Genomic DNA, 26,660 nt, shown 5'->3' with positions numbered 1-26,660 from the left:
TTGGGAAATCATTATGTTTGGTAAAACTTCTCTTCGTATAGCAACAGCAACTTTGCTATTTGCGTTAGCACCTATGGGAGCCATCGCAAAAACCTACCAACACAGCTTGGGCTCAGTAGAAATTAATGAAGTACCGAAACGCGTAGTCGTACTGGGCTACGGCAGCCTGGATTATATCGATGCTCTAGGGATCAAGCCGGTTGGAGTACCAAAGACACTGCTTCCAGCGACGCTGGAAAAATATAAAGACGATACTGTAGTGAATACAGGTAGCGTGAAAGAGGTGAATTTCGAGACTTTGTTTACCTTAAAACCAGATCTCATCATCGCTGAAGCCCGCTTGGCAGACAGCTATAAAGATCTGAATGAGATCGCTCCTACTTACATGTTCGAAATCGATAATACAAACTATTGGAAAACCACTCAAAAGAACTGGCGTAATCTTGGTGATATTTTCAATAAAGAAGACCAGGCTGAAAAGTTAATTGCAGACGTTCAAGGTCAGATCGATCAGCTTCATGCAAAAGTGGCCGCTCACCCGCCACGCGCTTTGATGGTATCTAACAGCGGCAACAACCTGGCAATGTTTGGAGAGAAGAGCCGATTCTCATTTGTATTTGATGAAGCAGGTTTTGCGTCATCAAAATCTGCTAATGTGAAATCCGTGGCCGGTAAACACGGCAATCTGATTTCGTTTGAATACATCTCAGACGCCCAACCAGAAGTCTTGTTGGTCTTAGATCGTGAACAAGCGATCGGCCAAAGTAACGGCAAAGCAAAGGCACTGTTTGATAATGAGCTTGTGAAGTCAACGCCAGCCGCGAAAAACGGTCATGTCATGTTTGTTGACCCAGCAGCCTGGTACTTAACGGCCGGTGGCTACCATTCAACACAAACCATGATTAATGAGCTAAACCAAGTCGTTGTTAACTAGGCAGCCCACTCTGATCACCCGATAAAAGATGACCTTTCCGCTTCTGGCGTGAAAGGTCATTGTCGTATTTATAAATCAACCTCTTCACTATGAAATTACACCATATTTTGGCTTTCGTTTTGCTCATTGTCCTCGCCGGTGCTTCCCTGTTGGTCGGAGTAGCAAACGTCTCTCTATCGCAGATTTTGGCTGGTGACAGCCACAGTCTGGACATTCTTTTGGTCAGTCGTTTACCCCGATTAATCGCCATCATTCTAGCGGGAGCGGGATTGAGTATCGCTGGCTTGATCATGCAACAAATCGTACAAAACCGATTTGCCGCCCCTTCCACAACAGGTACTGTGGACTGGGCGATGTTCGGCTACATCATTGCTCTTATCTTTTTTGCAGACATGAGCAACTGGGTACACCTCATCACCATCTTCACATTTTCTGTACTTGGTACCCTTATTTTTGTTCGCTTCCTACAACGGCTCAAATTTAAGAACACGGTATTGGTCCCATTGATTGGTATCATGTACGGCAATGTCGTCTCTTCAATGACGACGTTTATCGCGTATAAATATGATTTGGTACAGACACTTGGCTCCTGGACAGTCGCGAACTTCGCTTCCGTACTACGTGGAAATTATGAGTTCTTATACTTAGCTCTGCCGGTGTCAGTATTGGCTTATGCCTATGCCAACCGCTTCAGCGCAGCAAGCGTTGGTGAGAGCTTCGCAAAAAATATCGGTTTGAACTATCAACGCATCGTGTTAATTGGCGTAATTTTAGTCGCAGTCTTATCGTCATCTGTCGTGATGATTGTAGGGATGATTCCTTTCCTGGGTCTTATCGTGCCGAACTTAGTATCGATATTCATTGGCGACAACATGCGTCGTAACTTGCCTTGGACAGCTTTCGCAGGCGTGATCCTCGTGCTGACGTGTGACATTTTAGGTCGCCTGATAATCTTCCCTTATGAAATCCCTATTTCGATGATCATCAGCATCTTAGGTGGTTCCGTTTTCATTTATCTGGTACTGAGAGACAAAGCAAATGCGTGATTCCATCAAAGTCATGGTACTCGCGGCTATCGCAGTACTTATCTGTGCCGTATTTATCGGTAAAGGCTTAACGCCTGACAACTATCAATTCTTCTTATCTCGCCGCATTCCAAAAGTTCTGGCGATCGTGTTGGCGGCGATAGCCATTGCTTCTTCTTCGCTAATTTTCCAGACCATTACCAATAACCGAATCCTGACGCCATCAATCTTGGGCTTTGATTCGCTGTATGTGATGATTCAGGTGATATTGGTGGTGATGTTTGGTGGCATGAGCGCATTGGTCATCAACAGCAAACTCAACTTTGTCTTGTCTACTGGCATCATGATTGTGTGTGCAATGACGCTGTTTAGCTTCTACTTCCGTGGTCGACAACGCAATATCTTTACCCTGTTGCTGATCGGCATCGTATTAAGCAGTTTGTTCGGCAGCATCACAGGCTTTTTTACTATGGTGACCGACCCAGATGAGTTTAACTTCATTCAAGGTTCCATGTTTGCCAGCTTCAACAATGTCAACAGCGAGTTGGTGTACTGGTGCGTGATTCCACTGCTGCTGTGTAGTGCTTATTTAATACGTATCGCTCACAAATTGGACGTGATGTGGCTCGGTGCTGATAACGCCAAAAGTCTCGGTGTCGATACACACAAGCTGACAATGCAGATCATGTTTATCATCACTCTCATGGTGTCTATCTCTACCGCACTTATCGGCCCAATCCTGTTCTTTGGTTTGATTGTTGTTGCTCTGACTCGCCAAATATTTACTGGCTACCAGCATCGCCTTCTGATTGTGGCGAGTTCTGTACTGTCGGTTGTACTGCTGTCTGGTGGCCAGTGGGTGGTCGAAAACCTGTTCGATTTCGACACCACCATCAGCGTTATTATCAACTTTATTGGCGGTGGCTACTTCTTAGTTCTGCTTATGAAAAATAAATTCGATTAAAGGTGTATCACATGATCCGTATTCAAGGTTTAAGCAAAAAATACAACGAAAAATACGTGGTAAAAAATGCTGATGCCCTTTTCCCACTTGGCAAAGTCACCAGTATTATTGGCCCAAATGGCGCAGGGAAAAGTACCCTGCTTTCCATGGCAAGTCGCCTCACGGAAAGTGACGCAGGTACGGTCGTCATTGGTGACAAACCACTCGATCAGTGGAACACGGAAGATTTAGCAAAACGCCTCTCGGTTCTGCGTCAATCCAACAACATCAATATGCGTTTTACTGTGCGTGATTTAGTCTCTTTTGGGCGTTTTCCTTACTCTCAGGGACGCTTAACAGAAGAAGATCATCGCATCATCGAAGAGTCGATGCAGCATCTGGAAATCGACCATTTACAAGATCGATTTATCGACCAACTTTCTGGTGGTCAACGACAAATGGCGTTCATCGCGATGGTCGTCGCGCAAGACACAGATTACATTTTTCTTGATGAACCACTGAATAACCTCGATATCAAACACTCTGTCGATATCATGAGCACCCTGCACAAGTTAGCCAAACTGAAGAACAAAGCGGTGGTGATCGTGATTCACGACATTAACTTTGCCTCCTGCTATTCAGACCACATCGTCGCGATGAAACTGGGCGAAGTCATCAAAGCCGGTACGGTAAACGAAGTCATCGATGAGGCGGTATTAAGCGATATTTATGAGATTCGGTTTGTCGTTCAGGAAATCGACGGTAATCGTATTTCTTTATACTATCGACATTAACAAATATCGACGTTAACAAACATAAACGCCACCTAACGTACGGTGGCGTTTTGTTGTTCTTCATCCAGTTTTAAATATCGAATCACTTTATAAGCTAGCCATTCCGGATTATCTAAAGGGATATCGTGACCATCACCGTGGTTATATATGATCGGCATGTCCCAAATTTGAGCAAGTGATTGAGTAGCAATATGACTGACCAGCGAATCTTCGAGTGAAGAAATAAACAGTATTTCATTGTTCGGACGTTTCGCTTTGAACATAACGGCTGCGAATAACTGACGCAAAAAATTCATTGTTGTCGTTGGATATAACTTTCCAAGCATCACCCAATCATCAATAACTTTTTGGCTTAACGGCTGATTCGACACCATCGAATAGATGATGGACTCTTTTTCCTCTGGGCCAGAAAGTAAGGCTTTAATGATGTTGAGGTAGTTCTCGGGCTTTAGTCGCTGATAAAACGGGCTTACACCCCGGCTACTGGTATTGATACAAATCACCCGCCTTACCTGATCGGGATACAATTCTGCCCACTTAAGTGCAATCATTCCTCCCATTGAAATGGCGATGATATCGACCTGAACATTTGAGGCTAGTTGAAATCGTATGCTCTCAACCATTTCCTCAATAGAACATGGCGACTTGTCTCCGGAAAGCGCACCAGTGCCAGGAATGTCCACGGCGATCACTCTCCGGTCAGGAAGCAGCTCATTGAGTAGCTGTGAAAATTCTCCCCAATGATATTGACCACGAAAAAGCCCGCGTATCAACACGATATCCTTGCTCATTTATCGTCTCCCTGCTCCCTTGTTCACTCAGGTTGGTTGGCGTCGACTAATGGCCCGACTTCAACATCAGAGCACCCGCTGTGTTCGGTTAGCCATTGTTCGACTGCCAAACGATCCTCTTCTGAGGCTGAATCGTAGCGGCGCTCCGGAACAATGAAGCCATCAAAGGATGTCAGGTCAGCTCCACCGCCCATCACTAAGCCTCGCTCTTCAATAAACGACAAGAAATCATCGATAATTTGATCACATTCCGCTTCTTGCTTTACGTGCAGGTGACAAAAAAATGCAAAGCCTAAAACTTTAAACTCATCGGCATAAAGCTTTTTTCTCAATCTTCTGGATCGGTTGGTCGCCATATTGATTCCTTGAAATCTACGATATTACTTAAAGTCCAAATTTCTACATGAATACAGTGTAGTCGCCTCATTTAAAGCATGTTAACTGTTTCGGGCTAAGACAGTTTGTTGGAAGCGATAACGATAGAAAGGAATGTAACGCAGGTGACCTTAAATCTTTATTGTTAGAATAAATATTAAAAGCATTTGATAGAATTAATAACACCGGGCAGATGCCCGATGCTATTGAGAACTTTGGAGAAACAATTTGACTACGCGTCCGGCTTTATTGCGTACCTGCCTGAACCAAGAAACATGATCGCAATTGAGGCGAACAGATAAACACCAATGCCTTCAACCGCCCAAGCACCAAACTTATCTAAGGCGAACAAATCTCCCATGTGTAGAAGGTAGATAACCATTAAACAGGTGCCTGCAACAACCAGTGAAGCCAAACGAGTATAAACACCAATAATCATCAATACTGGTGCAACCACCTCACCTAAATAAACCCCATAGGCAACAAAAGCAGGTAGACCGTGATCGACCAACAAGCCTTGTATAAAATCCGTGCCGCCGATAACTTTGTGGATGCCGTGTAATAAAAATAGAAATGCAAAACTGACACGTAACACCAATTTACCAAGATCGGGTTTCGCCAAGACTCTATCTATAAAATTCAATAATTCACCCATAACCACTGCCCTTTTTAGTCTAATAATACTCACTATAGAGATCTGCAACGGCTATTATCAGCTCAAAGGATTAACCGACTCCATCAATTTTTCTGAACAATATCATTGATATGAATCAATTAAGCTTCGCGGACTTTCCTATATACCCAAATGTCATCGGGAGTTGATTATCCCCTTTCACCACCGTTTATGTTGTAGGTGTGAATATTTGTTTAAGTTCATCGAACAACCATTGAAATACGGGCCCGTTCATTCTGCCTTTTTTAAACACTAAATCGACAGGAGCGTTCCAGGGTTTATGGTCAAAGGCCACTTTAATTTTATGGAGTTCACCAGCGTCTATTAAGTCATTCACCAAAAATGAAGGCAAATAAGCCCAGCCGACCTGCTGCTTAACTAACTCCAGAGCACTGTAATGGCTTGAACTCCACCAAACTTTTGGTGCAATGCTGATCAATGCCTGCGATTCTACTTTTGATTTCCCTCGAATCGCCAGTTGGCGAAATGGCGCTAAATCAGATTGCAGTTCAACCTCAATATCCGCAAGCGGGTAATCCGGATGACAAACCGGAAGGTAATCAATACTCCCCACATAACAGAAGTCGACCTGCTTTAGCACTTCGATCTCGGTAAACATCACACCGATATCCACATCGCCATTTGCAACTTCAGTGGAAATATCACCGGAGGCTAAACTCAATACATCTATCTGAATGGTCGGAAACTGTCTATCCAGTCGTTTAAATAGATCGGCCAATTTAGGGCTATATACACCGTCATCTATAGCGATCGTCAACTGACTTTCTTCCTGATTCTCAATAGATTGAGCAATTTTCTCGAACTCGTCCGCCTGAGCTAACAGGTTTTTCGCACTGCGGATTAAGCGCTCTCCCGCCGGAGTCAGCTTTGGGCTTCTAGCCGAACGGTCAAACAGTTCGACTCCCAAGTCGATCTCTAACGTACTGATGCCATGGCTCACTGCAGATTGAACCTTGCCCATTTTCCTTGCACATGCGGAAAATGATCCTAGCTCAGCAGAGAGGACTAACATCCTGACTTGTTCCAAACTCAACATATGAAAAAATTCGATACTTATTAACTTTTATCTATCGTAATAATAGATACCATGACCCGCAAATGTTTTTATACCCAATTAGGTGGAAATTATGAGCTGGTTATATCTGCTTTTAGCTGGTCTTACGGAAATTGGATGGCCGGTTGGATTGAAAGTTGCTCAGTCAGGGCACAAGGTATTAGGGATATCAATGGCGATACTATTCATGGCGATCAGTGGTGCACTGTTATTTGCGGCACAACGTGTGATCCCTATGGGTACAGCCTATGCGGTCTGGACTGGCATTGGCGCTGCAGGGACATTTCTTGTCGGCGTTTATTTCTACGGAGATCCTACTTCAATGGTGCGCTACATTGGCATTATGCTGATTTTGTCTGGTGTAGTCATGCTGAAACTTGGCCATTAATTCAGAATAAGCATTAACGCAGCTATTGCTGTGCCTGCGTTAATGCTTTTCTAAACACTCCTATACATTACGTTAATCCACCATTGAAAAGTTGGCGGAAGCCAGATCAAAAGAGCTGAGTAATGGGTGTGGATTCACTCCGGAAACGAGCACAATATCGACAGCAGGCAATGGTGGCATATTCGCTAGAATTTGCAGGTCGCTTGAGACGCTTAATCGCCCCATAGCACCAATTGCCAGTCCTTCTCTGACTATCGCCCTTTGGGCTGACGCAGTATTACAACACGCTAAAAGCTGGTAAGAGATGCCCCTTTTCGTTAACCCATCAATTGCCGCTGCATGGTATTTGCAATCTGGCTGGAAAAGCGCGAGTGGTAAAGGCTTAGTCTTATCCATTTGGTAATCCTGATTGGCAATCCAAACACCTTTATCGTGGGCAAGCCAGTGTCCTTCTTCACTATCAGCAGAACGCGTCAGTATGGCTGCATCAATTTTACCTTCATCCAGCCACTCTCGCAGTGTGACACTAGGCTGGCTAAACACTTGAATGGAACATGTGGGTTCTGCTTGTTTGAGGATACCAATAACTTTTGGCAGAATGGCGTCGTTGTAATCTTCCGGACAACCTAGCCTGAGTGGCAGCTTATCCTGATAACGACTCACCTGATTAACCGCATGATTGTGTAAAGTGACTAACTGCTCAGCATGAGCTCGTAATGCTAGTCCGGCTTCACTCAGCACAAGGTTACGCCCTTCTTTGACGAACAGACGAATATTCAGTTCATCTTCCAACTTGCGCATCTGGGCACTAAACGCAGACTGAGTTCGGTTAATTTGCTTCGCTGCCCGGGTAAAGCTACCAGTATCTGCAAACGCGAGAAGACTTTTTAAAGCATCAATATCCATACTAAGCTTATCTATCGGTTTTATTAATGTGTCCTATCAAAACTATCCGTTAGTTTTCGATAAAACAATCCGTTACCGTAAATGTTCCTTATAAGTGCTGAAAAAACAAGGAAGTATTGATGAAACTTTACATCGGCAATCAAAACTACTCGAGCTGGTCACTGCGTGCATGGCTTATCTTTATGCAATATGACATCGATGTTGAAATCAAAAAGATAAAACTGTTCACTGATGATTTCTATAAAACGTTAGAGGGTATTACACCAACCTCCAAGGTTCCGACACTGGTTTGTGACGACGTTACGGTCTGGGACTCACTGGCGATTCTCGAATACGTTAACGAAGCTTACCTGAATGGAAAAGCATGGCCACAACATCAGTCAGAGCGAGCCAGAGCGCGTGCAATTTCAGCGGAAATGCATTCTGGATTTATGGCACTACGTAACGAAATGCCAATGAACTGTCGCGCCAAGAGAACGGTATCTTTGAGTCAAGAAGCACTTAAAGACATCGCACGGATTGATCAAATCTGGTCAGAGCAAATGGAACAGTACCCGGGAGGCTGGCTCTTTGGAGAATGGTCAATTGCAGACGCCATGTACGCACCGGTTGTATTGCGCACACTCACTTACGGCATCACACTGTCAGAAAAAGCGACCCAATATCAGCAAATAGTGCTGAATAGCGAAACCATGCAGCGCTGGCTAAGGGAAGCCAACTTAGAAACAGACATCGTCGAGGAAGATGAAGCAGGAGAACCAATTTAGTTCTCCGCATCACCACACAAATAAAAAGAGCCTTTGACTACAACGAAGCGTTCTCGTCAAAGGCTCTTTAATTGGATTGCTTGTTAAACATCAATCAATAGCAAGGCTACACACTAAAAAATCGATCGACGTACTTAACCAGTTCCCCCGTATCGATGGCCTTGCAGTTGTAACCTGCTGGTTTAAACGTCGTTACGTCTTCAGCCGCGACCATGGCATTGACCACCGACTCCTCAACAGCCTGAACCGCAGCCATGTAGAAATCGTCAAACAGCTCATCGTTCACACACGTCATTGACGCGTAATGTCCTGACAACTGAGGCAAATCTTGTTGGTTCGCGGTACTGAACGCCAAAAAGATATCGCCCGAGTTATTGCCGCCCGGCGAGCCATTTCTACCAATGCCAATTGCCGCGCGCTTAGCCATGCGTTTCAGTTGATGAGGAAGCATCGGTGCATCCGTGGCAAGTATCACGATGATTGACCCCATCTCTTTCTCTTCAGGCATCATCTCATCTTGCATGTATTTCCCGATAGGCACACCCAGCACATTAAACCAAGGACGAATTCCGTGATTTGCTTGTACAAGCGCTGCGACGGTATAGCTATCGTCACCCACTTTGACTACTCGGGAAGACGTCCCCGTACCGCCTTTAAAACCGTAGGCGATCATGCCTGTACCACCACCCACATTGCCTTCGGCAATCACACCATCTTGGGCGCTTTCTAACGCATCAAACGCATCTTGCTCTGTTACGTGCATTGCATTGATGTCATTAAGAACACCATCATAAGTTTCTGCAACAACGGGCATTGCCCATAAATGATTGTCTGCCCAGGCATCTTTGTAATGATTCACCATCCACTTTACCGCAGCATGATGAGTGATCCCGACACCATGAGTATTCGTGATCATCAGTGGCCCACAAAAATAACCGCCGTCCTGAATCCAGTGAGTTCCGGTCATTTCGCCATTGCCATTCAGTGCATAGCTTCCCGCCCAAACTGGCTGCGGAGTCTTTGAGTATCCGCGAGGCAATATCGCTGTTACCCCAGTTCGTACTGGTGAGTCAGGATCATCTTTGAGCAGGGTCTTATAGCCAACCAACACTCCAGAAACATCGGTAATCGCGTTGTTCGCACCAGTCACACCAGGAAACGGAAGACCTAGCTCTCTAGCTCTGAGTTTTCTCGTCATATCTAAACTCCATATCCTTATATTGAGCTTTTCTTAGATTTAAAGTAGATGCCCACATAAGCGATAACTAATGAGAACAGCAGCATTAGCGTCGCTATCGCATTGATTTCCGGTTTAATTCCTTTTCGGATCATGCTGAGTATGTACACAGGCAAAGTGGTCGAATCCGTACCACTAATAAAGTAAGTGATCACCACATCATCAATAGAGATGATGAAACTGAGTAAAGCACCGCCAATCACACCGGGCAGAATTAAAGGCAAAGTAACGCGTTTGAATGTTTGCCATTCATTGGCTCCTAAATCGGCAGACGCACTTTCTAATAACGGATCCATCCCTGCCAGTCGTGAACTGACAACGATAAAGACATAACTGATTAAGAACGTACAATGGCCGATAACAATGGTCGTAGAGCCGAGAGTCAGACCTGAGCCGATGAAAAATATCAGCAGCGCAATTCCCAGCACGATGTCTGGCATCACCATAGGAACGTGCATCAACATTTTATAAAACGGCTGCAGTTTGAAGCGAAATTGCGCTAATGCGAGCGCAACCATGGTCCCCAATACGGTGGAGATTACGGTTGCACTGCTTGCGACGACTAAACTGTTTTTTAGTGCATTCAGCAGTTGCCCGGTTGAATCAATATACGTGTCCGGCAATTGCATTTCTGTCTCCAAGCCAAACATGATTCGGTACCAGTCCAAACTCGCACCTTCCCAGTTCATGATGTTTACAGGGTTAGCGTTGAAGGAATACACCACAATCAAAATGACTGGGGCATAGAGAAAAACAAAAAACAGTAAACTGTAAGTCGATAAGATCCTTTTAAACATCGAGTTCCCTTGCATACTATTTCCTTACTGGTTTGCCGGAGATCGGTTAATCCGATAGAAAAACACGCTTAGTAACGCCAACATAAACAGCGTGATAATCATCGATAACGCGGCACCAAATGGCCAGTTTCTCGCGTAGAGGAATTGCTGCTCGACCATATTGCCAATCATCAGAACCTTGGCACCGCCAAATAGCTCAGGAATAACGAAATTGCCTAAACTCGGAATAAATACCAACACACTGCCCGCCATAATGCCTGGTAGCGTCAGCGGAAATATCACTTTGCGAAAAGTTGTAAATGGCGTTGCTCCAAGATCTTCAGACGCCTGAATCAGCCTTGTGTCTAGCTTCTCAACACTTGAGTAGATAGGCAGGAACATGAACGGCACAAAAATGTAAACCATGCCAATGATCACAGCGGTACCTGAATACATGATGCTCAAAGGCTCAGAGATAACGCCTGTCCACTCTAAAAATTGATTGGCGAAACCAGAGTCTCGCAGAATGAGGATCCATGCATACAAACGAACAATCATGCTGGAAAAGAAAGGAAGTGTTATCAATAAGATAAACAGTGACTTCTTCTTAGGTGATAAGCCGCTGATCCAAAACGCGACTGGGTAGCAAACCACTAATGAGCAAATAACCGTTGCAGCAGCTAAGCCAATTGAGCGAAATAAGATCTCCAGATAAACGATGTCGAACTCTTCATAAAAACCGTCAGCCCAGCCTAGAATTCTGCCGTAGTTCCAGTGGTAAAAGCTCCATTCAACACCGCCGTAAAGCCCCGGCTCCAAAAAGCTGTAGGTCAGCATAATCATTAGCGGAATTAAAAAAAACACGCCCAGAAATATCGACGTCGGGGACAGCATGACTAGCAGCGATACTTGTTCTCGGGAAAGCGTCTTTGAGGATGGCTTCATGCAACCTCCCGCTCAGTTTTCCTTTCAAAACTGATCCCATGTGGGGCACTGACCTGATAATAAAGTGTCACTGTATCACCCACGTGATAACTGCCATCACTGCGGCGTGCCAAAGCGGTGACGGATTGGCCGTTGACTAATTTACCATGCAACTGGTAATCGGCACCGACGAAAACGACTTCGTCGACGGTCATATCGATACCATGAGTCAGCCCTTGATCAAGCGCCGGTTTCAATGAAAATTGCTCAGGTCTCAGCAATAATTCAGCACAATCACCAACGCGGTAATTGTCCGCTTCACAGAAAATCTTCACCCCTGCACAGTCGACAACCGCTACGTGGTTCTCTACCAAAATCACCTTACCGTTAAATAAATTACTTTCGCCGATAAATGTCGCAACGAATTTATTTTTAGGCGTATGGTAGATTTCATCTGGCGTTCCCATCTGCTGTACCTTACCGCCGTTGAGAACGACGATACGATCTGACATGGTCAAGGCTTCTTCCTGATCGTGTGTAACAAAAACAAAGCAGATACCGAGCTCGGCCTGTAAACGCTTAAGCTCTAGTTGCATCTTCAGACGCAGGTTCTTATCCAACGCAGATAACGGTTCATCGAGCAACAAAAGTTTAGGGCGATTGATAATAGCGCGCGCCAGAGCGACGCGTTGTTGCTGGCCTCCGGAGAGCTGCGACGGTACTCGCTTTTCAGTCCCGCAGAGGCCAACCATTTCCAGCGCCTCTTTGACGCGCTGATTACGTTCATCTTTTTTGAGTTTGGCAACATCTAGTCCGTAGCCGACATTGTCTTCGATGGTCATGTGCGGAAATAGCGCGTACGACTGAAAGACGGTGTTCACTGGACGTTTGTGAGCAGGAAGTTGAACGATGGACTCATTATCAATTAACACGTCACCTTTATCTAAACTTTCAAACCCGGCAATAATTTTGAGCAATGTGGTTTTGCCACAACCCGATGGGCCTAACAAAGTGATGAACTCTTTTCGCGCGATGGCGATATCAACCCCATCGAGCGCTTTAATCACACTGCCCTCAGGCGTAGTAAACTGACGATAGCCACGGCGTATACGAATGTATTCTTCGGATAGAGAATCTGACATCTGAGTCACCATTTACAATAGTTGAGCACGGGCTCAGGAGATAAGCCCGTATTTTGAGTTAATTAGTGAGTGCGGATCTTGGTCCAAACACGATCATACAGCTTGATGTCTTTGCCTAGTTCAGCAAAGAGTTGCAACTTTGAACGAATTTCAGCTGTCGGGTTGATGTTTGGATTATCACGAATGTATTCAGGAAGAAGTGCAATCGCATCTTTGTTGACGGATCCGTTCATTTGCTGCTTGGTATTCAGTGCGGCAATTTCAGGCTGAGTGAAGAACTCTAAGAACTTTTTCGCATTGCTCTTATTCGGTGCCGACTTAAGTACACACATGTTTTCCTGATACATGGTCGCACCCTCTTTAGGGATGACGTAACCAAGCTCGTCCGGCGTTTGAAATACGTATAGCATTGCACCGACATACCATTGCGCAGCAGCGATATCACCCGACTGTACCAACGGCGCGCTGTCATACGTAAATGAAGAGATATAAGGTTTTTGTTTAATGATGAACTCTTGCGCCTTTTTCAGATCATCACGATCTGTCGAGTTCACGCTCTTTCCCTGCTCTATCAAACCAATGCCGATAACTTCACGCATGTCATCCAGCATTGCGATTTTCTTACCCTCTTTTGGCAGCTCGAAGAACTGTTCCCACGACTCAATGGAGCTGACCTGTTTCTTGTTATAAAGAATACCGACCGTACCCCACGCATATGGTAAGCAGTATTCACCTTTAGGGTCTGATTTCGCGTTTAAGAAACTGGTATCGATATGTGAAAAACCGGCAGTTTGGTTAATATCCGTTTTCTCCAGAAGGTTAAGCTGAAACATGATGTCTTGCATGTGAACGGAGGGAAAGACGATATCGTACCCTGTCGCTCCAGCTTGCAGTTTCGCTAACATTTCTTCGTTTGAGGTATAGGTATCAATACTGACTTCGATACCCGTTTGTTTGGTAAATTCTTCAAGAACGGCAGGGTTGATGTAATCACCCCAGTTGTATAGCTTAAGCGCTTCGGCAGAGACGGCTTGTTGAGATATCCCTAATCCCACCGTTGCGATTGCTGCTGCCATTGTTTTTCGATTTATTAAGCGGGTGTAACTATTAACATTTAATGCCTTCATGTATCCACCTTCCATGTGTTTAAAGCAAGCTGTTTAATCTCTTTTAATCCACTAAATCATCGTTTCGATGTCAGTAACAATTCTTTTACATTGGCATGTTTATTTCAATATCATGATATGTTATTCATATAACATATTAATAAGCGTCTTATAAACAGTTAGTTAGAGATGCCAGTATAGAAAATGGCCAAAATTTTTAGTTAAAGCGGCTAGTTAAAGCACCGTCACAGGGCAGCATTGCCCTACATAAGTGCATCTAAACACAAGGAAGTGTTATGGTTCATACATTTAGTAATCCGTCAGACATCGTAGCATCGGCAACCGCACAAAAGTTAAAGTCATTGATACCCAAACTTTCTGTTTCCGAAGCAAGAGTGGCGCAGTATATCTTGCTAAATCTGGAGCAGATCAGTTTTGAAACCGGAGTATCTATTGCGGAAAAAGCAGCAGTCAGCCAGATAACCGTCAGCCGCTTTTTAAAGAAAGCGGGATATCACGGTATTTCGTCTTTAAAAGATGAAGTAAAAAAAGAGCGTATCGAGAACAAGTACAACAGCGATGCTGATATTCCAATTGATAGCTTTTATCAAGAGCATATGAAAAACGACATGCAAGCTTTGATGCGGCTCTATGAGCAGTTTGGTACCGCAACCTGGGATGGGCTGGTTGGCTGTGTCAGTGCCGCACAAAAAGTGTATGTAACAGGTTTTCAGTCAATCAGAGGGACGGCTGAAGACATTTCCCGGAGGCTTTCTTTTGCACGGGACAATGTTCAATACATCTCTGCCCACGATGGGATGCTGGCAGAATGGCTGGGAATGGAAATACAACCCGCGAACAAAAAAGGCTACGATGTACTGGTTGTTCTGGATATCGTCCCGTACGCAGCTGAAACGAAAAAACTATGTGAAGAGGCCAAGAAGCGCGGTATTCAGATCGTCATCATCACAGATGAATTCTGTTATTGGGCGGAAGACTTCACACCTCACGTCTGCCACACCAAGTCTAAAGCGGGGTTATTTCTGGAATCGACCTGGGGAATCGTCATGGCAGCAAATATGCTGGTGCACAGAATTGCCCAGCAGAATCCTAACAGTCAGCAACGCGTAAAACGTTGGCACAACCTGTCTAAAAGCATGAACCTATTCTAAGCAAGACTAGATTAACACGTGCTAAACAAACACATTTCCCCCAGCGCAAGAGCTAGGGGAAATGTGAATTAGCCAAAGAATTGAGTGCTATTTATTGCTTGGGAATGCAAATTGCGCGGTTTCGTTGTTTTGCGGCTTTGGCCATTTCTGAGTAATGGATTTGCGTCGAGTATAAAAGCGCACACCGTCAGGACCGTAAGCATGAAGATCGCCGAATAACGAACGTTTCCATCCACCAAAGCTGTGATAAGCCACTGGAACCGGAAGCGGTACGTTGACTCCGACCATCCCGGCTTCAACTTCGTCACAGAATATCTCTGCAGTTTCTCCATCGCGTGTAAAGATACACGTCCCGTTACCGAACTCGTGTTCGTTAATGAGCTGAATACCTTCTTCAAGGGATTTCACACGCACTACACATAGCACAGGACCAAAGATTTCATCGGTGTAAATCTTCATGTCTGGAGTGACGTTATCGAACAAGCTGCCGCCAATAAAGTAGCCGGTAGAGAAGTCAGGAACAGAAAGACCTCGACCATCCACGACTAACTCAGCACCCGCCTCGACACCACTCGCAATATATCCAGAAATCTTCTCAAGATGCTCTTTGGCAATCACTGGCCCCATGTCAACTGAATCTTGTGTATAGGCACCAACTCGCAGTTCTTGAATCAGGGGAGTCAGTTCTTTAACCAGATTATCTGCCACTTCATCACCAACACACACGGCAACAGAAATCGCCATGCAGCGCTCACCACACGAGCCAAAGGCCGCACCCATGAGTGAGTTAACCGTGCTCGATACTTCTGCATCCGGCATGATGATCGCGTGATTTTTAGCTCCGCCAAGGGCCTGTACACGTTTGCCGCGCTTAGTGCCTTCTGCATAAATATATTCAGCAACAGGTGTTGAGCCGACGAAACTCATCGCTTTCACTTCTGGTGCTTCGATTAATGCGTCAACGACCGCTTTGCCACCATTAACAACGTTGAGTACACCGCTTGGCAGCCCTGCTTTATGTAATAGTTCAACAATGAACAGGGTTGAAGCTGGCACCTTCTCAGACGGCTTAAGAATGAAACAGTTACCGCACACAATCGCAAGTGGGTACATCCAAAGTGGTACCATCGCCGGGAAGTTAAATGGCGTGATACCGGCAACGATACCTACAGGCTTGTGATCACTCCACGCATTGATACCCGGTCCAGTTCCTCTTGTGTATTCGCCTTTCAATAGCTCTGGCGCGCCACAAGCGTATTCAACATTCTCGATACCACGCTGAAGCTCACCTAGTGAGTCTTCTATCGTCTTACCATGTTCTTCACTGATCAAACGTGCGATTTGGTCTTGGTTCTCTTCTAATAGATCTTTAAACGCAAACATGATTCGCGCTCTTTTCAGCGGAGGCGTTTTACTCCACGTGGGGTATGCGCGTTTCGCCGCCTCTATCGCTAAACAAACCGTTTCTGCGCTTCCCATTTCAACCTGACGAATCGACTCGCCAGTTGCAGGGTTGTAAACATCAATTGTTGAACCTGAATGTGAGAATTTGTCGCCGGCAATAAAATGCGAAATAACGTCCATGCTTTGACTTCCTTTTCCTGATTTTTAATTTAGTTGATCCAGTGTTTCGTAAACCGCGTCAAATAAACGCTCAAGGTCATCAGCTTTGGCATTAAACGTCGGACCAAATTGAATCGTGTCTCCGCCTGAGCGAACATAAAATCCTTTTTCCCACAGAGATAATGTACATTCGAACGGTCGAATGGTTGGATCATTGTCTCTTGGTGCGATCTGAATTGCGCCAGCTAAACCACAGTTTCGAATGTCGATAACATGGTTCGCCCCTTGAATCCCGTGCAGCTTGCTTTCGAATATAGGCGCAAGTTCGTGTGACTGCTGAATCAGCGAGTCTTTTTCTAACAGATCCAGTGTAGCTAAACCTGCGGCACATGCGACCGGATGCGCGGAGTACGTGTAGCCATGTGCAAATTCGACCATGTGAGAAGGCAAATCCTGCTCCATAAAGGCCTGATAGATCTCATGAGAAGTGATCACCGCGCCCATAGGGATAGCACCGTTGGTCAGTTGCTTAGCCGTGTTCATGATATCTGGCGTCACGCCGAAATACTCAGCACCACTCCAGCATCCCATGCGTCCGTAGGCCGTGATAACTTCATCAAAAATCAACAGGATGTCATGCTGTTCACAAATTTCACGAAGACGCTGTAGGTAACCTTTTGGTGGCACAATCACGCCCGCAGAGCCTGACATGGGTTCAACTATAATTGCGGCAATATTCGAGGCGTCATGAAGTTCGATGAGTTTCAAAAACTCATTCGCGAGTTCTACACCACCCGTTTCCGCACAGCCTTTTGTAAAAGCTAAATCGGGTTGCAGAGTGTGAGGAATATGGTCAGCATCGACTAACTGGCCAAAGGTTTTTCTATTACCGCCAATGCCGCCTAGGCTAGTTCCACCAAAGTTAACGCCATGATAACCACGAGCTCGGCCTATTAACTTGGTTTTCGACGCTTTGCCTTTTACACGCCAGTAAGCTCGTGCCAATTTGAGCGACGTATCGGCACATTCTGAGCCAGAACCGGTAAAAAGCACATGATCCAGTCCTTTAGGCATCTTCTCGACAATTTTGTCCGCCAGTTTAAAGGAAAGCTCATGGCCAAATTGAAATGCAGGCGAGTAATCCAACGTGCCTAACTGTTCGGCCACCGCTTTTTGGATCTCTTGACGACCATGCCCTGCACCACATGTCCACAGTCCGGACAACGAGTCGTAAATATCGCGACCGTTGGCATCTTTCAACCATGATCCTTGAGCTTGAGTGATGATGCGTGGTTTTTGGTGAAAGCTTCTATTGGAAGTGAATGCCATCCAATGAGCAGAAAAATCTGGATTGATTCCATCTTGTGCAAATTTATAGTTACTCATCGTTATACCGTCCTTGTATTGACTGGACTTATTTTTACCACATGAGTATGTTAAGTAGATTTTAAATTTACTTTACATAAGTTATGAAAAGACTCAACAATAACAACAAAAGCATCATCCATCAGATTACCGATTTTGATATCAAACTGATTCGTCTGTTTAAAACCGTTGTCGAGTGTGGAAGCTATACCGCTGCGGAACCTGTTCTTGGCATCACAAAGTCGGCGATATCTTTGCAGATGAGTGACCTTGAAAAACGCTTGAATATGAAGCTTTGTCATAGAGGCAGAGGCGGTATCACTCTGACCAACGAAGGGGAGGCAGTATTAGAGTCTGCCGACATTCTCCTTGCTTCTATCGAGCAATTTCGTAATGACGTAAACCAAATAAATAATGAACTGCGTGGCGAACTTAATATCGCACTGGTCAACAATCTGGTCACGCAGCCTCACATGAAAATTACCCGCGCGTTAAAGCACATCCGTAAGATGAGTGAAAAAATCAATATTAACATCACGATGTCTTCTCCTGCGGATATAGAAAAAGGCTTAATTGACGGGCGGTTTCACGTTGGTGCATTCCCTGTAAACAACAAAAGCAATAACTTCGATTACCGCACTTTGTATAACGAAAGTTATTGCCTTTACTGCAGTCATGAGCACCCATTCTTTACTGAAAGTGATCAGGCTATCGAACGCCTTAAGCAAACCAATTCCGTCATCACAAGACACAAAATGTCGACAGAAGCGACCGATCTGTATCAAAAGCTAAAATGCACGGCCACTGCGTCTGACCATGAAGGCATCGCTTTTTTAATACTGACAGGTACTTACATCGGATTTCTACCACAACATTATGCCGATTATTGGTGTAATAAAGGACAAATGCGAGCCCTATTCCCTGATGAGTTTCATTTCAGTTCAGATATTTCATTGGTGACAAGAAGTGGATTAAAACACAACCAAATCCTTAATAAGTTCATTGAAATCATAGAGTAATAATTTATTAGCAATCGTTATCTTTACGACAAAAAACTTCTTCTTTATTTGCGGCATTTTTTATTGCGCGTGAAAACTTATGACCTTAATATCGCGCTGCTTCTTGATGATAGCCAATCCGAGTACATCACAGCTGTTTTGTGGCAAGGCGATAGAGCAACTATCCAAGAGTTTCTTTGACGGCGGTAACCCCGCTTTTATTGACGCTCCACTTTTCATCACAATGCCCATGAAAAGTGCCTACTTAACTTGGAGGTTTGCTATGGCTAATTCTGCGTCTGTATTGGGTTTTCAATCTTTTTCTTCTCCGGCTCTACCAGCTGAGACAGTCGATCTTATCGAAACTGCGGTTGCACAACTTGGTGCACCTTTATTGATGCTGGACTGCAATATTATTCGTAAAAATTACCGTGCTCTAAGCCAAGCATTACCGAATGTCACGCTGCACTTCGCGCTTAAACCGCTACCTCACCCAACTGTGGTCAATACCCTATTGGAAGAAGGTGCAAGTTTCGACCTGGCGACGTCTGGTGAAGTAGATTTGGTGAAACAACAAGGCGTACCAGCAGAACGTACTATTCACACTCACCCTATCAAACGTGATCGTGATATCCGCGATGCGCTAGCGTATGGCTGTAATGTGTTTGTGGTTGACAACTTAAATGAATTGGAAAAATTCAAAGCTTACAACCATGACGTAGAACTGCTTGTTCGTTTGAGCTTCCGTAACTCTGAAGTGTTCGCTGATTTATCGAAAAAATTCGGCTGCACTCCAGAGCAAGCACTGAACATCATCGAAACAGCAAAAGAGTGGAATATTCGTATTAAGGGTCTGTCGTTCCATGTGGGTTCACAAACGATGAATCCTCAAAAATACGTCGATGCTATCCGCACTTGTAAACAAGTGATGGATGAAGTGGTATCGCGTGGTTTGCCAGCATTGAGCACGCTTGATATCGGTGGTGGCTTCCCTGTGGAATACACTGAGAATGTGATGCCAATTGGCGAGTTCTGTGTACCGATTAACGAAGCGTTAAACGAGTTACCAGAAACCGTTCAAGTGATTGCAGAGCCTGGACGCTTTATCGTTGCAGAAGCAGTCACCAGTGTTGCATCGGTCATGGGGCAAGCAGAGCGTGACGGACAGATTTGGTACTACCTGGATGACGGCATCTACGGTTCGTTCAGCGGTCTGATGTTTGATGATGCGCAGTACCCACTTGTGACATTGAAACAAGAAGGTGAGTACCTACCGAGCGTATTGTCGGGCCCAACCTGCGACAGCATCGATGTGATCGCAGAAAACGTGATGCTACCAAAACTGGAAAACGGTGACTTGATCATCGGCCGTATGATGGGCGCTTACACCAGCGCAACGGCAACTGATTTTAACTTCTTCAAACGTGCAGAGACCGTTGTTATCAACGAGTTTGAAGAAAACAGCCAACGTATGTTTGGTTAAGAACTACTCAAAACTTATTAACGCACAATAACGCTGCCAATATAAAAACGCCACTGGACTGAAGTTCCGTGGCGTTTGTTTTTTAAATTGGTGAACCTAAAAAGCAAGTGCGAATACAGACCTCTTAGACTCTGACCTATGAAGAAAATACTTCTATTAGTTCAACGTAATCTGAACAGAACGCTCAAGTTGTGCGTTACTACCATTCGTCAAAGGCTGTTGGTCCGCAACACCTGTAGTGTGGATACGTTCAGCTTCAATACCTTGATCGATCATGTATTGGGCAACATGCTCTGCACGCTGCGTTGAAACACGTTCATTGGTAGTAGCAGAACCAGTCGCATCTGTACGTCCTACGATTTCAGCAGTCAACTCAGGATTGCTGCGCATTGTAGTGATCACTTCATCAAGGTTGTAACGACCGTAGTCATTTACGTCAACCTGACCCACTTGGTAAGGCAGTGTGTAAGTAGAACGAGAAGTCTGCGTCACTTCTTTCACCACTTCTACTGGCACTTCAACTTTTTCTTCAACGACTAACGGTGTTTCAGGTTGACCGAATTTGTACGTCATGCCCCAGTAGACTTGGCTAAGGTCTAAATCGTGGCCATTTTTCGCTTCAAGATTGTTGTAGTAGTCGTAACCGATTTTTGTCGTTACAGCATTAGTCAGTTGGTATTCAAGACCTACACCTGCAGTACCACTAAAGCTGTCTGTTTTTAGTTCACTGCCATCAGCAAAGATGTACGTTGCACCAAGCTTACCGAACATCGACAAGTTGTCAGTGAAGTACAGGTTTCCTTTCACACCTAATGTGCCAAGGTGCAGTTCTGCATCGCTTAGGTTATGCATGTAATCGTAGCTGCCGTAAAGACCAAAATGCTTGCCGAAATCGTAACCCATTTCAAGTTTAGGGCTGAGTACTTCGCTTTCTCCAGCGTCAGTATCAGATAGACCCATACCAGCTGCTGCGCCCAGCCAAAATCCAGATTTATCGATATTTTGATCTAGGTTTGCAGCGTTTGCCACTGATACACCACCAGCTAACATCATTGCTAGCGTCACTGCTTTTAATTTCATAGAAATTCCTGCGCTTATTAGAGACTTTAAATATGTTATTAATCGACTATTTCATGATTTATTTTTAATAAAATATAATCAATAAAAACTAGCCTTAAGAATTTAAGCGCATGCTATATGAATATTTAGATATAATTAACAAACTCAATTTATCTTTAATATAAACTGAATTTATAGAATCGACTCATATTAAGATTTTTAATAACTACAAAGTTAATAAATACATTAAACCAATAGAAGCTTGATATTTTGTTTAAATTTCCACCAAAATTAATGGTTTCCCCTCATATTTATCTGTTGGATCACATTTTTGAAATTATATTTTCCATAACTGTAACTACATGAGTTTCAGATAGTTATTACATAAACCCTAACTTGCAGGTCATTATTTAACCATTAGAATGAGATTTTGGTGATAATTTTAAAATATAATTGAGTTAATTCTTCCGAAAATACTTAGCTAGCAGGGAAATTTTAAATATTTCATATACGAATATAGGGATTAAAAATTTCCCCAATGAAAAGGGCGTATTATTTACGCCCTATGTGTAGTCCCGTCCCTTTAATAGTGACTGTAAAAACTATCCAGTTATATTGTTTGGCTTCACTAGGTCATGTCTGGTTCAAACAGATTACGCTTCATGTAAAACTTCACCCAAATCGCACTTATCGCTATCACTAAAGCCAAAATTCCACCAGTGATCGTATAGACAAGGGATGTCATTTCAGAAGAAGGCGAGTTGTTCAGCGCAACATAACCCATTCCAACAATGCCTAAGATTTGCGGCACTGGATAGAAAGGCGTTTTATAAGGACGCTTGTGCTCCGACATACGTTTACGTAATACGATGACATTAATATGTGCCACCATGTAAGCCAGCAGCCAGCTCGTCGTTGCCGCGATTACTAATACAATCAGTGAATCGATATCCAGGAACAAGAACGGAATGGAAGTGCAGCCAGCCATCACCACGATGCCTACCCACGGAGCCTCAAAGCGGTTCAGCGCTTTAAACTGTGGGAAGACCTGATCTTGCATTGCCATACCATGCAACATTCTCGGAATAGAGGCCAAAATAGTATTCACTGTACTGCACGTTGCGGTCAGCGCCATCACTGTGGCAATCACTAAACCAGCATTGCCAAAGACAGCATTGATGTAGTCAAGATACGGGATAGGTGAGCCCACTAACGTTTCCACGTTGAGGTAAAGGCTGGCTCCGTATGCAAAAGCGAGAAATATTAGAAAGATCAACAATAAAGAGAGGTGCATAGAACGGGGGATATTCTTGACGGGATTTTTCACTTCTTTGATCATCGGACAGATAAACTCGACACCGACCATCAACCACATTGCCAACGCGACGAGACCAACAAAACTGCCATCAATCACACCGCCAAAGCTCCAATCTACCGTCGTACCTGACAATTCAGGATGCGGCTCACTTAGTCCGGTGATAGCACACAATCCGACAAGAATAAGCGCTGCGACCAGAATAAATGCCAGCATGTTCTGAACGCGAGCAAAAACATCCGCGCCCACCATGTTCGTGACACTAAGCAAAACAAGGATACCTAAAGGCACCACTTTTTCAGGTAGCATACCGGGCAATAGCTCACTTAGCATCGCGTCGACTAAGAACAACTCAACCGGCAGCGCCAACACCGACACCACCACATACCCTGCGAAAACAGCGACGATGGCCGGAAAGTGACCAATTGCTTTTTGTGTGTAGGTCGCAAGCGACCCCTCCTGCGGAAACATCAGTGATAATTCCGCGAAACTCATTGCGTTAAACTGAGCCAGAATAAAGGCAGTAAACATGGCTGCAATGAATGCCATCCCACCAAGGCCGATGCCTTGCGTCGCCGAAATCATGGCCCCCTGAACAATCACCAGGCCGATACAAATCGCCATCATTGTTGCAAGGCCAATTTTTAGCTTTTGATTCTTAGTTGCTGATCCTTCAGCTATATGAATAGTGTTAGTGTTGACTAATTCGTTCATATTTCTATTCCCTAGATTACTTAAATCAAGATACCTGACTACAATCGCTCAAACCGGTAAGGCTCTGGATTAACCAATGGCGTAACACCACTAATCAGATCGGCGGCCAACATCCCTGCCGCAGGCCCAGTGCCAAACCCGTGACCAGAAAAGCCAGTCGCAATCGTCAGTCCCGGTATGGCATCCAAACTATCTATAACCGGCTTGGAATCCGGCGTGATATCAATCAGCCCTCCCCACTCTTCGGCTATTTCAGCTTGCTGAAAATCAGGCCAAGCTTTACGTAGGTTGCTTAATGCTTCCTGGTTTAAGCCAGAGTTATGATCCGGGTTCATAACGCGAATCTCTTCGAACATTGAAGATTTATTGCGTGACCAGCGTTTTGAAGCTTTAAGATCGTCAATGAAATGTCGCCCAACCGAAATTCGTAGCGCATCGCGCTGTTGTTTGAGCTGGCCCAAATAGCGGTGACCAATCAAAAAGTGGTCTAGCGTCAGGCGAGCTTCAATTGCTCCACGCTGCATGATGACAAAGCCACCATCTAAGTGTTTACGAAATGAAAAATTAGGTCCTGCAACCGCGATGTCCGTTGGACCATCCATCGGCTTAGAACGCATCACAGAGCAAATCAATGGTAAAGAAGGTAAAGAAACACCATGATGACTCAAAAACGCTTTAGACCACGCACCTCCTGCAAGGAGTACTTGCTCACAACGAATCTCACCCTTTTCAGTAACCACGCCACTTACTTTTCCACCAGACAGCGACAAGTTACGTACTGCGCAGTTCTGAACAATCACAGCGCCTTTTTCTATCGCCGCTTTCGCCATCGCACTGGTGGCGATTGAAGGTTCTGCTCTACCGTCCGATGGCGTGTATATGCCACCCAGCCACTTCCCTTCTCCTCCCGGCACCATCGCTTTGATATCGTCAGCGCTCAGTAATCTTGAGTCCAGAGAAAGCGACTTAACTGAATCAAGCCAGGATTCATAAGCGCCCATCTGCTTTTCATTATCCGCAAGGAACATGATGCCGCTTTGCTTATAATCCACATCACGATTAATTCGCTTTGCCATTCCCGCCCACAACTGATCAGAAGCAAGAGCCAGAGGAATATCCTCCGCGTGACGATTGGTTTTTCGGATCCAGCCTAAATTACGCGAAGACTGTTCTGCGCCGACAAAACCCTTTTCAATCACAACGACAGGAATGTTCCTCTCTGCTAACGTGAGCGCCGCATTAATGCCTACAATGCCGCCACCGATAATGACGACACTGGTCGACACAGGTAGCTCGTTAGGCGTCTCTACGAATTCGAGTGTTTTTACCATCTCTATGTCCCTTAAATATGATAAGAATCTGCTTTGCTAACCGATGATCCGTTTTTCGGTTTCGCTAATGGATGCACCTCGGTATGCCGTTACTTCGAGCTCAACTTTATAAATGCTCGAACCAAGCGGAGGACACGTCACTGTTGTCGCCGGATCGATGCCCTTGAACTTGCTGCCAATATGCTCCATCACGGCACTGACATCAGCTGGGTTTTGAATAAACACCTTAGACGTCACGACATCAGCCAAGCTGGCATCCACAGCGGCCAGTGCCCGCTCTATGTTTAGAAATACCTGTTCAGTTTGCTCGAAAACATCGTCCGGCATTTCATTGGTTTCCGGGTTTCGTCCTGCAGTATTGGAGACAAATATCCAGTTATCTACCGTCACTACACGTGAGTAACTTGCTATCTCTTCGAATCGGGAGCCAGTTTTTACCTTGATGATTTTTGCCATGATTTATTTTTCCTTTGTTCTTGTTATGTAATTCGGTTTAACTAAGTACCGGTTCATCCCACAGATTCAGCGAGACACCGATGCCTTTCTCAACGGCGTTGCGGTAAATTTTGGTTGCCCACGCCACGTCTTCGACCGGCATTCCACCGACTGACATCACAATGATTTCTTCATCATTTTTACGTCCCGGAGTAACGCCTGCGACGATGTCACCCAGATCTTCCAGTTCGCTTGCAGACAACTCACCAGCATCAATCATGTCCATAAAACGCATACCAACCAGAGGGATGATGTTATGTGTAGGTTTAGGCACTTCTTCAAACCACGCCTGATATAACCCTTTGTTATCCAGCACTTTACGAACATCGGATTTTTCCATGCCTTCATCAAGACGACAGCTTGCTGGCATCGCAAGAAATGCCCCCGGTTTTACCCACTCTCGTTTCACTTCCGGATAAGTAGACGGATCACCGGTCTCACCTGAGTTGCAGTAAGTCACCAGATCGGAGTCTCGAACCGCTTCTTCAACGGTATCGACAATCTGTACATTGGTGATTTGCGGGTAAGAAGCGGCGAGCCAAGTCATAAAGCTGTCCAGGCTCTTTGTGCCACGGCCTTTAATTTTGATGGTGTCGACTTGCGGGCAGGCAGCGATGAACGCAGCGACAGTGGTTTTGCCCATTACACCCGGGCCAAGTAAGCCAATCACCTTGGCATCTTTTCTCGCAAGATGGCGCGCGCCCACACCCGGTACTGCACCGGTTCGATACGCTGATAGCAGGTTTGCTGACATGTACGCCAGTGGAGCACTGGTCTCAATATCATTCAGGATAAACATCAGAATCGAGCGAGGAAGACCTTTCTCTCGGTTGGCGATGTTCGAGCCATACCACTTCACACCACACGTCTGGTAATCACCGCCCAGATAAGCAGGCATCGCCATCAAACGTCTGTCTGCCGTTGGTTTTGGCATCATAGGGAAAGGCGATTCATCAGGGAATGTTACCATTGCGCCGTGCGAGTCATTGTTCGCACCTGCCATTCGGTAGTCACCTTTATGGAGTAATGCAAACATCTCCTCCATGGTATCGACACACGCAGGCATATCCGTTACGCCTGCTTTAATCATGTCCTGCTCTGAAAGGTATATAAAATCAATTTTTGTGCTGTCTGACATAACGCCACCTATATCCATATAGTTTGTAATTTGCTGCTTCATGCATTAATCAATGCGCTCCGGAAATCTGCCATTTGTGAATCAGGATGTTTCCGTCTTGAGCCATTGCTTTCGATACTATTGGGCGTTTTGCTCGGCGTATTGAATTTTTGCGACATTGGGGATCAGGAG

General features: G+C 45.0%; 26 protein-coding genes. 9 read left to right on the top strand and 17 right to left on the bottom strand.

Features of this window, described 5'->3' with window-relative positions; all coding sequences use genetic code 11:
* Positions 1 to 13 precede the first annotated feature (13 nt).
* The 4 genes from ACWYU8_RS08790 (at position 14) to ACWYU8_RS08775 (ending at position 3,696) form a co-directional block, all read left to right on the top strand.
* Positions 14 to 934: a siderophore ABC transporter substrate-binding protein gene (locus ACWYU8_RS08790; RefSeq protein ID WP_457518976.1), complete on the top strand. Its 921-nt coding sequence runs from the start codon at positions 14 to 16 to the stop codon at positions 932 to 934.
* An 89-nt stretch (positions 935 to 1,023) separates the two neighbouring features.
* On the top strand, positions 1,024 to 1,980 hold the full coding sequence (locus tag ACWYU8_RS08785; protein ID WP_457518974.1) for an ABC transporter permease: 957 nt from the start codon (positions 1,024 to 1,026) through the stop codon (positions 1,978 to 1,980).
* Entirely contained in the window at positions 1,973 to 2,923 is a 951-nt protein-coding gene (locus ACWYU8_RS08780) for an iron chelate uptake ABC transporter family permease subunit (protein ID WP_457518973.1), read from the top strand. Before ACWYU8_RS08785 ends, ACWYU8_RS08780 begins: the two co-directional genes overlap by 8 nt.
* An 11-nt stretch (positions 2,924 to 2,934) precedes the next feature.
* Positions 2,935 to 3,696 carry an iron ABC transporter ATP-binding protein gene (locus tag ACWYU8_RS08775; protein WP_457518971.1) on the top strand — a complete coding sequence of 254 codons (762 nt, stop codon included), beginning with the start codon at positions 2,935 to 2,937 and terminating at the stop codon, positions 3,694 to 3,696.
* Positions 3,697 to 3,728: 32 nt separating this feature from the next.
* Here the strand turns inward: ACWYU8_RS08775 and ACWYU8_RS08770 are convergent, their stop codons facing one another.
* The 4 genes from ACWYU8_RS08770 to ACWYU8_RS08755 form a co-directional block, all read right to left on the bottom strand.
* Positions 3,729 to 4,487, bottom strand: coding sequence for an alpha/beta hydrolase (locus ACWYU8_RS08770; RefSeq protein ID WP_457518970.1), 759 nt, complete (start codon positions 4,485 to 4,487; stop codon positions 3,729 to 3,731).
* A 23-nt stretch (positions 4,488 to 4,510) separates the two neighbouring features.
* Positions 4,511 to 4,843 carry a YggL 50S ribosome-binding family protein gene (locus ACWYU8_RS08765; RefSeq protein ID WP_457518968.1) on the bottom strand — a complete coding sequence of 111 codons (333 nt, stop codon included), beginning with the start codon at positions 4,841 to 4,843 and terminating at the stop codon, positions 4,511 to 4,513.
* A gap of 251 nt (positions 4,844 to 5,094) precedes the next feature.
* Positions 5,095 to 5,517, bottom strand: coding sequence for a DoxX family protein (locus ACWYU8_RS08760; RefSeq protein ID WP_457518967.1), 423 nt, complete (start codon positions 5,515 to 5,517; stop codon positions 5,095 to 5,097).
* Between the two features lie 187 nt (positions 5,518 to 5,704).
* Positions 5,705 to 6,592, bottom strand: a complete 888-nt coding sequence (locus ACWYU8_RS08755) for a LysR family transcriptional regulator (protein ID WP_457518965.1) — start codon at positions 6,590 to 6,592, stop codon at positions 5,705 to 5,707.
* A gap of 91 nt (positions 6,593 to 6,683) precedes the next feature.
* Between ACWYU8_RS08755 and ACWYU8_RS08750 the strand changes: the two genes are divergently transcribed.
* Positions 6,684 to 6,998 carry a DMT family transporter gene (locus tag ACWYU8_RS08750; protein ID WP_444493834.1) on the top strand — a complete coding sequence of 105 codons (315 nt, stop codon included), beginning with the start codon at positions 6,684 to 6,686 and terminating at the stop codon, positions 6,996 to 6,998.
* 72 nt (positions 6,999 to 7,070) lie between these two features.
* Here ACWYU8_RS08750 and ACWYU8_RS08745 read toward each other — a convergent pair whose 3' ends face one another.
* Positions 7,071 to 7,904 carry a LysR family transcriptional regulator gene (locus ACWYU8_RS08745; RefSeq protein ID WP_444493835.1) on the bottom strand — a complete coding sequence of 278 codons (834 nt, stop codon included), beginning with the start codon at positions 7,902 to 7,904 and terminating at the stop codon, positions 7,071 to 7,073.
* A gap of 119 nt (positions 7,905 to 8,023) precedes the next feature.
* Here ACWYU8_RS08745 and ACWYU8_RS08740 point away from each other — a divergent pair, with 119 nt between their 5' ends.
* Positions 8,024 to 8,671: a glutathione S-transferase family protein gene (locus tag ACWYU8_RS08740; protein ID WP_457518962.1), complete on the top strand. Its 648-nt coding sequence runs from the start codon at positions 8,024 to 8,026 to the stop codon at positions 8,669 to 8,671.
* 106 nt (positions 8,672 to 8,777) lie between these two features.
* Here the strand turns inward: ACWYU8_RS08740 and ACWYU8_RS08735 are convergent, their stop codons facing one another.
* From ACWYU8_RS08735 to ACWYU8_RS08715, 5 genes are all read right to left on the bottom strand, one after another.
* Positions 8,778 to 9,869, bottom strand: coding sequence for a DmpA family aminopeptidase (locus ACWYU8_RS08735; RefSeq protein ID WP_457518961.1), 1,092 nt, complete (start codon positions 9,867 to 9,869; stop codon positions 8,778 to 8,780).
* A gap of 17 nt (positions 9,870 to 9,886) precedes the next feature.
* Positions 9,887 to 10,705 (bottom strand): ABC transporter permease, encoded by an 819-nt coding sequence (locus ACWYU8_RS08730; RefSeq protein ID WP_444493838.1) that lies wholly within the window; start codon positions 10,703 to 10,705, stop codon positions 9,887 to 9,889.
* 24 nt (positions 10,706 to 10,729) lie between these two features.
* Positions 10,730 to 11,629 carry an ABC transporter permease gene (locus tag ACWYU8_RS08725; protein WP_457518959.1) on the bottom strand — a complete coding sequence of 300 codons (900 nt, stop codon included), beginning with the start codon at positions 11,627 to 11,629 and terminating at the stop codon, positions 10,730 to 10,732.
* Positions 11,626 to 12,750 carry an ABC transporter ATP-binding protein gene (locus ACWYU8_RS08720; protein ID WP_457518957.1) on the bottom strand — a complete coding sequence of 375 codons (1,125 nt, stop codon included), beginning with the start codon at positions 12,748 to 12,750 and terminating at the stop codon, positions 11,626 to 11,628. The genes ACWYU8_RS08725 and ACWYU8_RS08720 overlap by 4 nt, the downstream gene beginning before the upstream one ends.
* Before the next feature lie 62 nt (positions 12,751 to 12,812).
* Entirely contained in the window at positions 12,813 to 13,877 is a 1,065-nt protein-coding gene (locus tag ACWYU8_RS08715; protein WP_457518955.1) for a polyamine ABC transporter substrate-binding protein, read from the bottom strand.
* Between the two features lie 275 nt (positions 13,878 to 14,152).
* Here ACWYU8_RS08715 and ACWYU8_RS08710 point away from each other — a divergent pair, with 275 nt between their 5' ends.
* On the top strand, positions 14,153 to 15,028 hold the full coding sequence (locus tag ACWYU8_RS08710) for a MurR/RpiR family transcriptional regulator (RefSeq protein WP_457518953.1): 876 nt from the start codon (positions 14,153 to 14,155) through the stop codon (positions 15,026 to 15,028).
* Positions 15,029 to 15,115: 87 nt separating this feature from the next.
* Here the strand turns inward: ACWYU8_RS08710 and ACWYU8_RS08705 are convergent, their stop codons facing one another.
* Both ACWYU8_RS08705 and ACWYU8_RS08700 read right to left on the bottom strand, forming a co-directional pair.
* On the bottom strand, positions 15,116 to 16,612 hold the full coding sequence (locus ACWYU8_RS08705; protein ID WP_457518952.1) for a CoA-acylating methylmalonate-semialdehyde dehydrogenase: 1,497 nt from the start codon (positions 16,610 to 16,612) through the stop codon (positions 15,116 to 15,118).
* Between the two features lie 24 nt (positions 16,613 to 16,636).
* The gene (locus ACWYU8_RS08700) at positions 16,637 to 17,977 is read right to left on the bottom strand and encodes an aminotransferase class III-fold pyridoxal phosphate-dependent enzyme (protein ID WP_457518951.1); all 1,341 of its coding nucleotides are present in this window, start codon (positions 17,975 to 17,977) and stop codon (positions 16,637 to 16,639) included.
* Positions 17,978 to 18,060: 83 nt separating this feature from the next.
* Between ACWYU8_RS08700 and ACWYU8_RS08695 the strand changes: the two genes are divergently transcribed.
* Both ACWYU8_RS08695 and ACWYU8_RS08690 read left to right on the top strand, forming a co-directional pair.
* Entirely contained in the window at positions 18,061 to 18,975 is a 915-nt protein-coding gene (locus tag ACWYU8_RS08695; protein WP_457518949.1) for a LysR family transcriptional regulator, read from the top strand.
* A gap of 262 nt (positions 18,976 to 19,237) precedes the next feature.
* On the top strand, positions 19,238 to 20,437 hold the full coding sequence (locus ACWYU8_RS08690; protein WP_457518948.1) for a type III PLP-dependent enzyme: 1,200 nt from the start codon (positions 19,238 to 19,240) through the stop codon (positions 20,435 to 20,437).
* A 156-nt stretch (positions 20,438 to 20,593) separates the two neighbouring features.
* Here the strand turns inward: ACWYU8_RS08690 and ACWYU8_RS08685 are convergent, their stop codons facing one another.
* The 5 genes from ACWYU8_RS08685 to ACWYU8_RS08665 all read right to left on the bottom strand — a co-directional run bounded on the left by ACWYU8_RS08685 (position 20,594) and on the right by ACWYU8_RS08665 (position 26,489).
* Entirely contained in the window at positions 20,594 to 21,517 is a 924-nt protein-coding gene (locus ACWYU8_RS08685; protein ID WP_457518946.1) for an OmpA family protein, read from the bottom strand.
* A gap of 607 nt (positions 21,518 to 22,124) precedes the next feature.
* Positions 22,125 to 23,525, bottom strand: a complete 1,401-nt coding sequence (locus ACWYU8_RS08680; protein ID WP_457518944.1) for an APC family permease — start codon at positions 23,523 to 23,525, stop codon at positions 22,125 to 22,127.
* 38 nt (positions 23,526 to 23,563) lie between these two features.
* The gene (locus tag ACWYU8_RS08675) at positions 23,564 to 24,856 is read right to left on the bottom strand and encodes an NAD(P)/FAD-dependent oxidoreductase (RefSeq protein ID WP_457518942.1); all 1,293 of its coding nucleotides are present in this window, start codon (positions 24,854 to 24,856) and stop codon (positions 23,564 to 23,566) included.
* Positions 24,857 to 24,892: 36 nt separating this feature from the next.
* The gene (locus tag ACWYU8_RS08670; protein ID WP_457518940.1) at positions 24,893 to 25,312 is read right to left on the bottom strand and encodes a RidA family protein; all 420 of its coding nucleotides are present in this window, start codon (positions 25,310 to 25,312) and stop codon (positions 24,893 to 24,895) included.
* A 37-nt stretch (positions 25,313 to 25,349) separates the two neighbouring features.
* Positions 25,350 to 26,489, bottom strand: coding sequence for a tyramine oxidase subunit B (locus tag ACWYU8_RS08665; RefSeq protein WP_457518938.1), 1,140 nt, complete (start codon positions 26,487 to 26,489; stop codon positions 25,350 to 25,352).
* Between the last annotated feature and the right edge of the window lie 171 nt (positions 26,490 to 26,660).

The sequence above is a fragment of the Vibrio limimangrovi genome (genome assembly GCF_054064025.1).
Note: the sequence above shows the minus strand (reverse complement) of the source record. Positions and strands in the feature narration are given on the sequence as shown.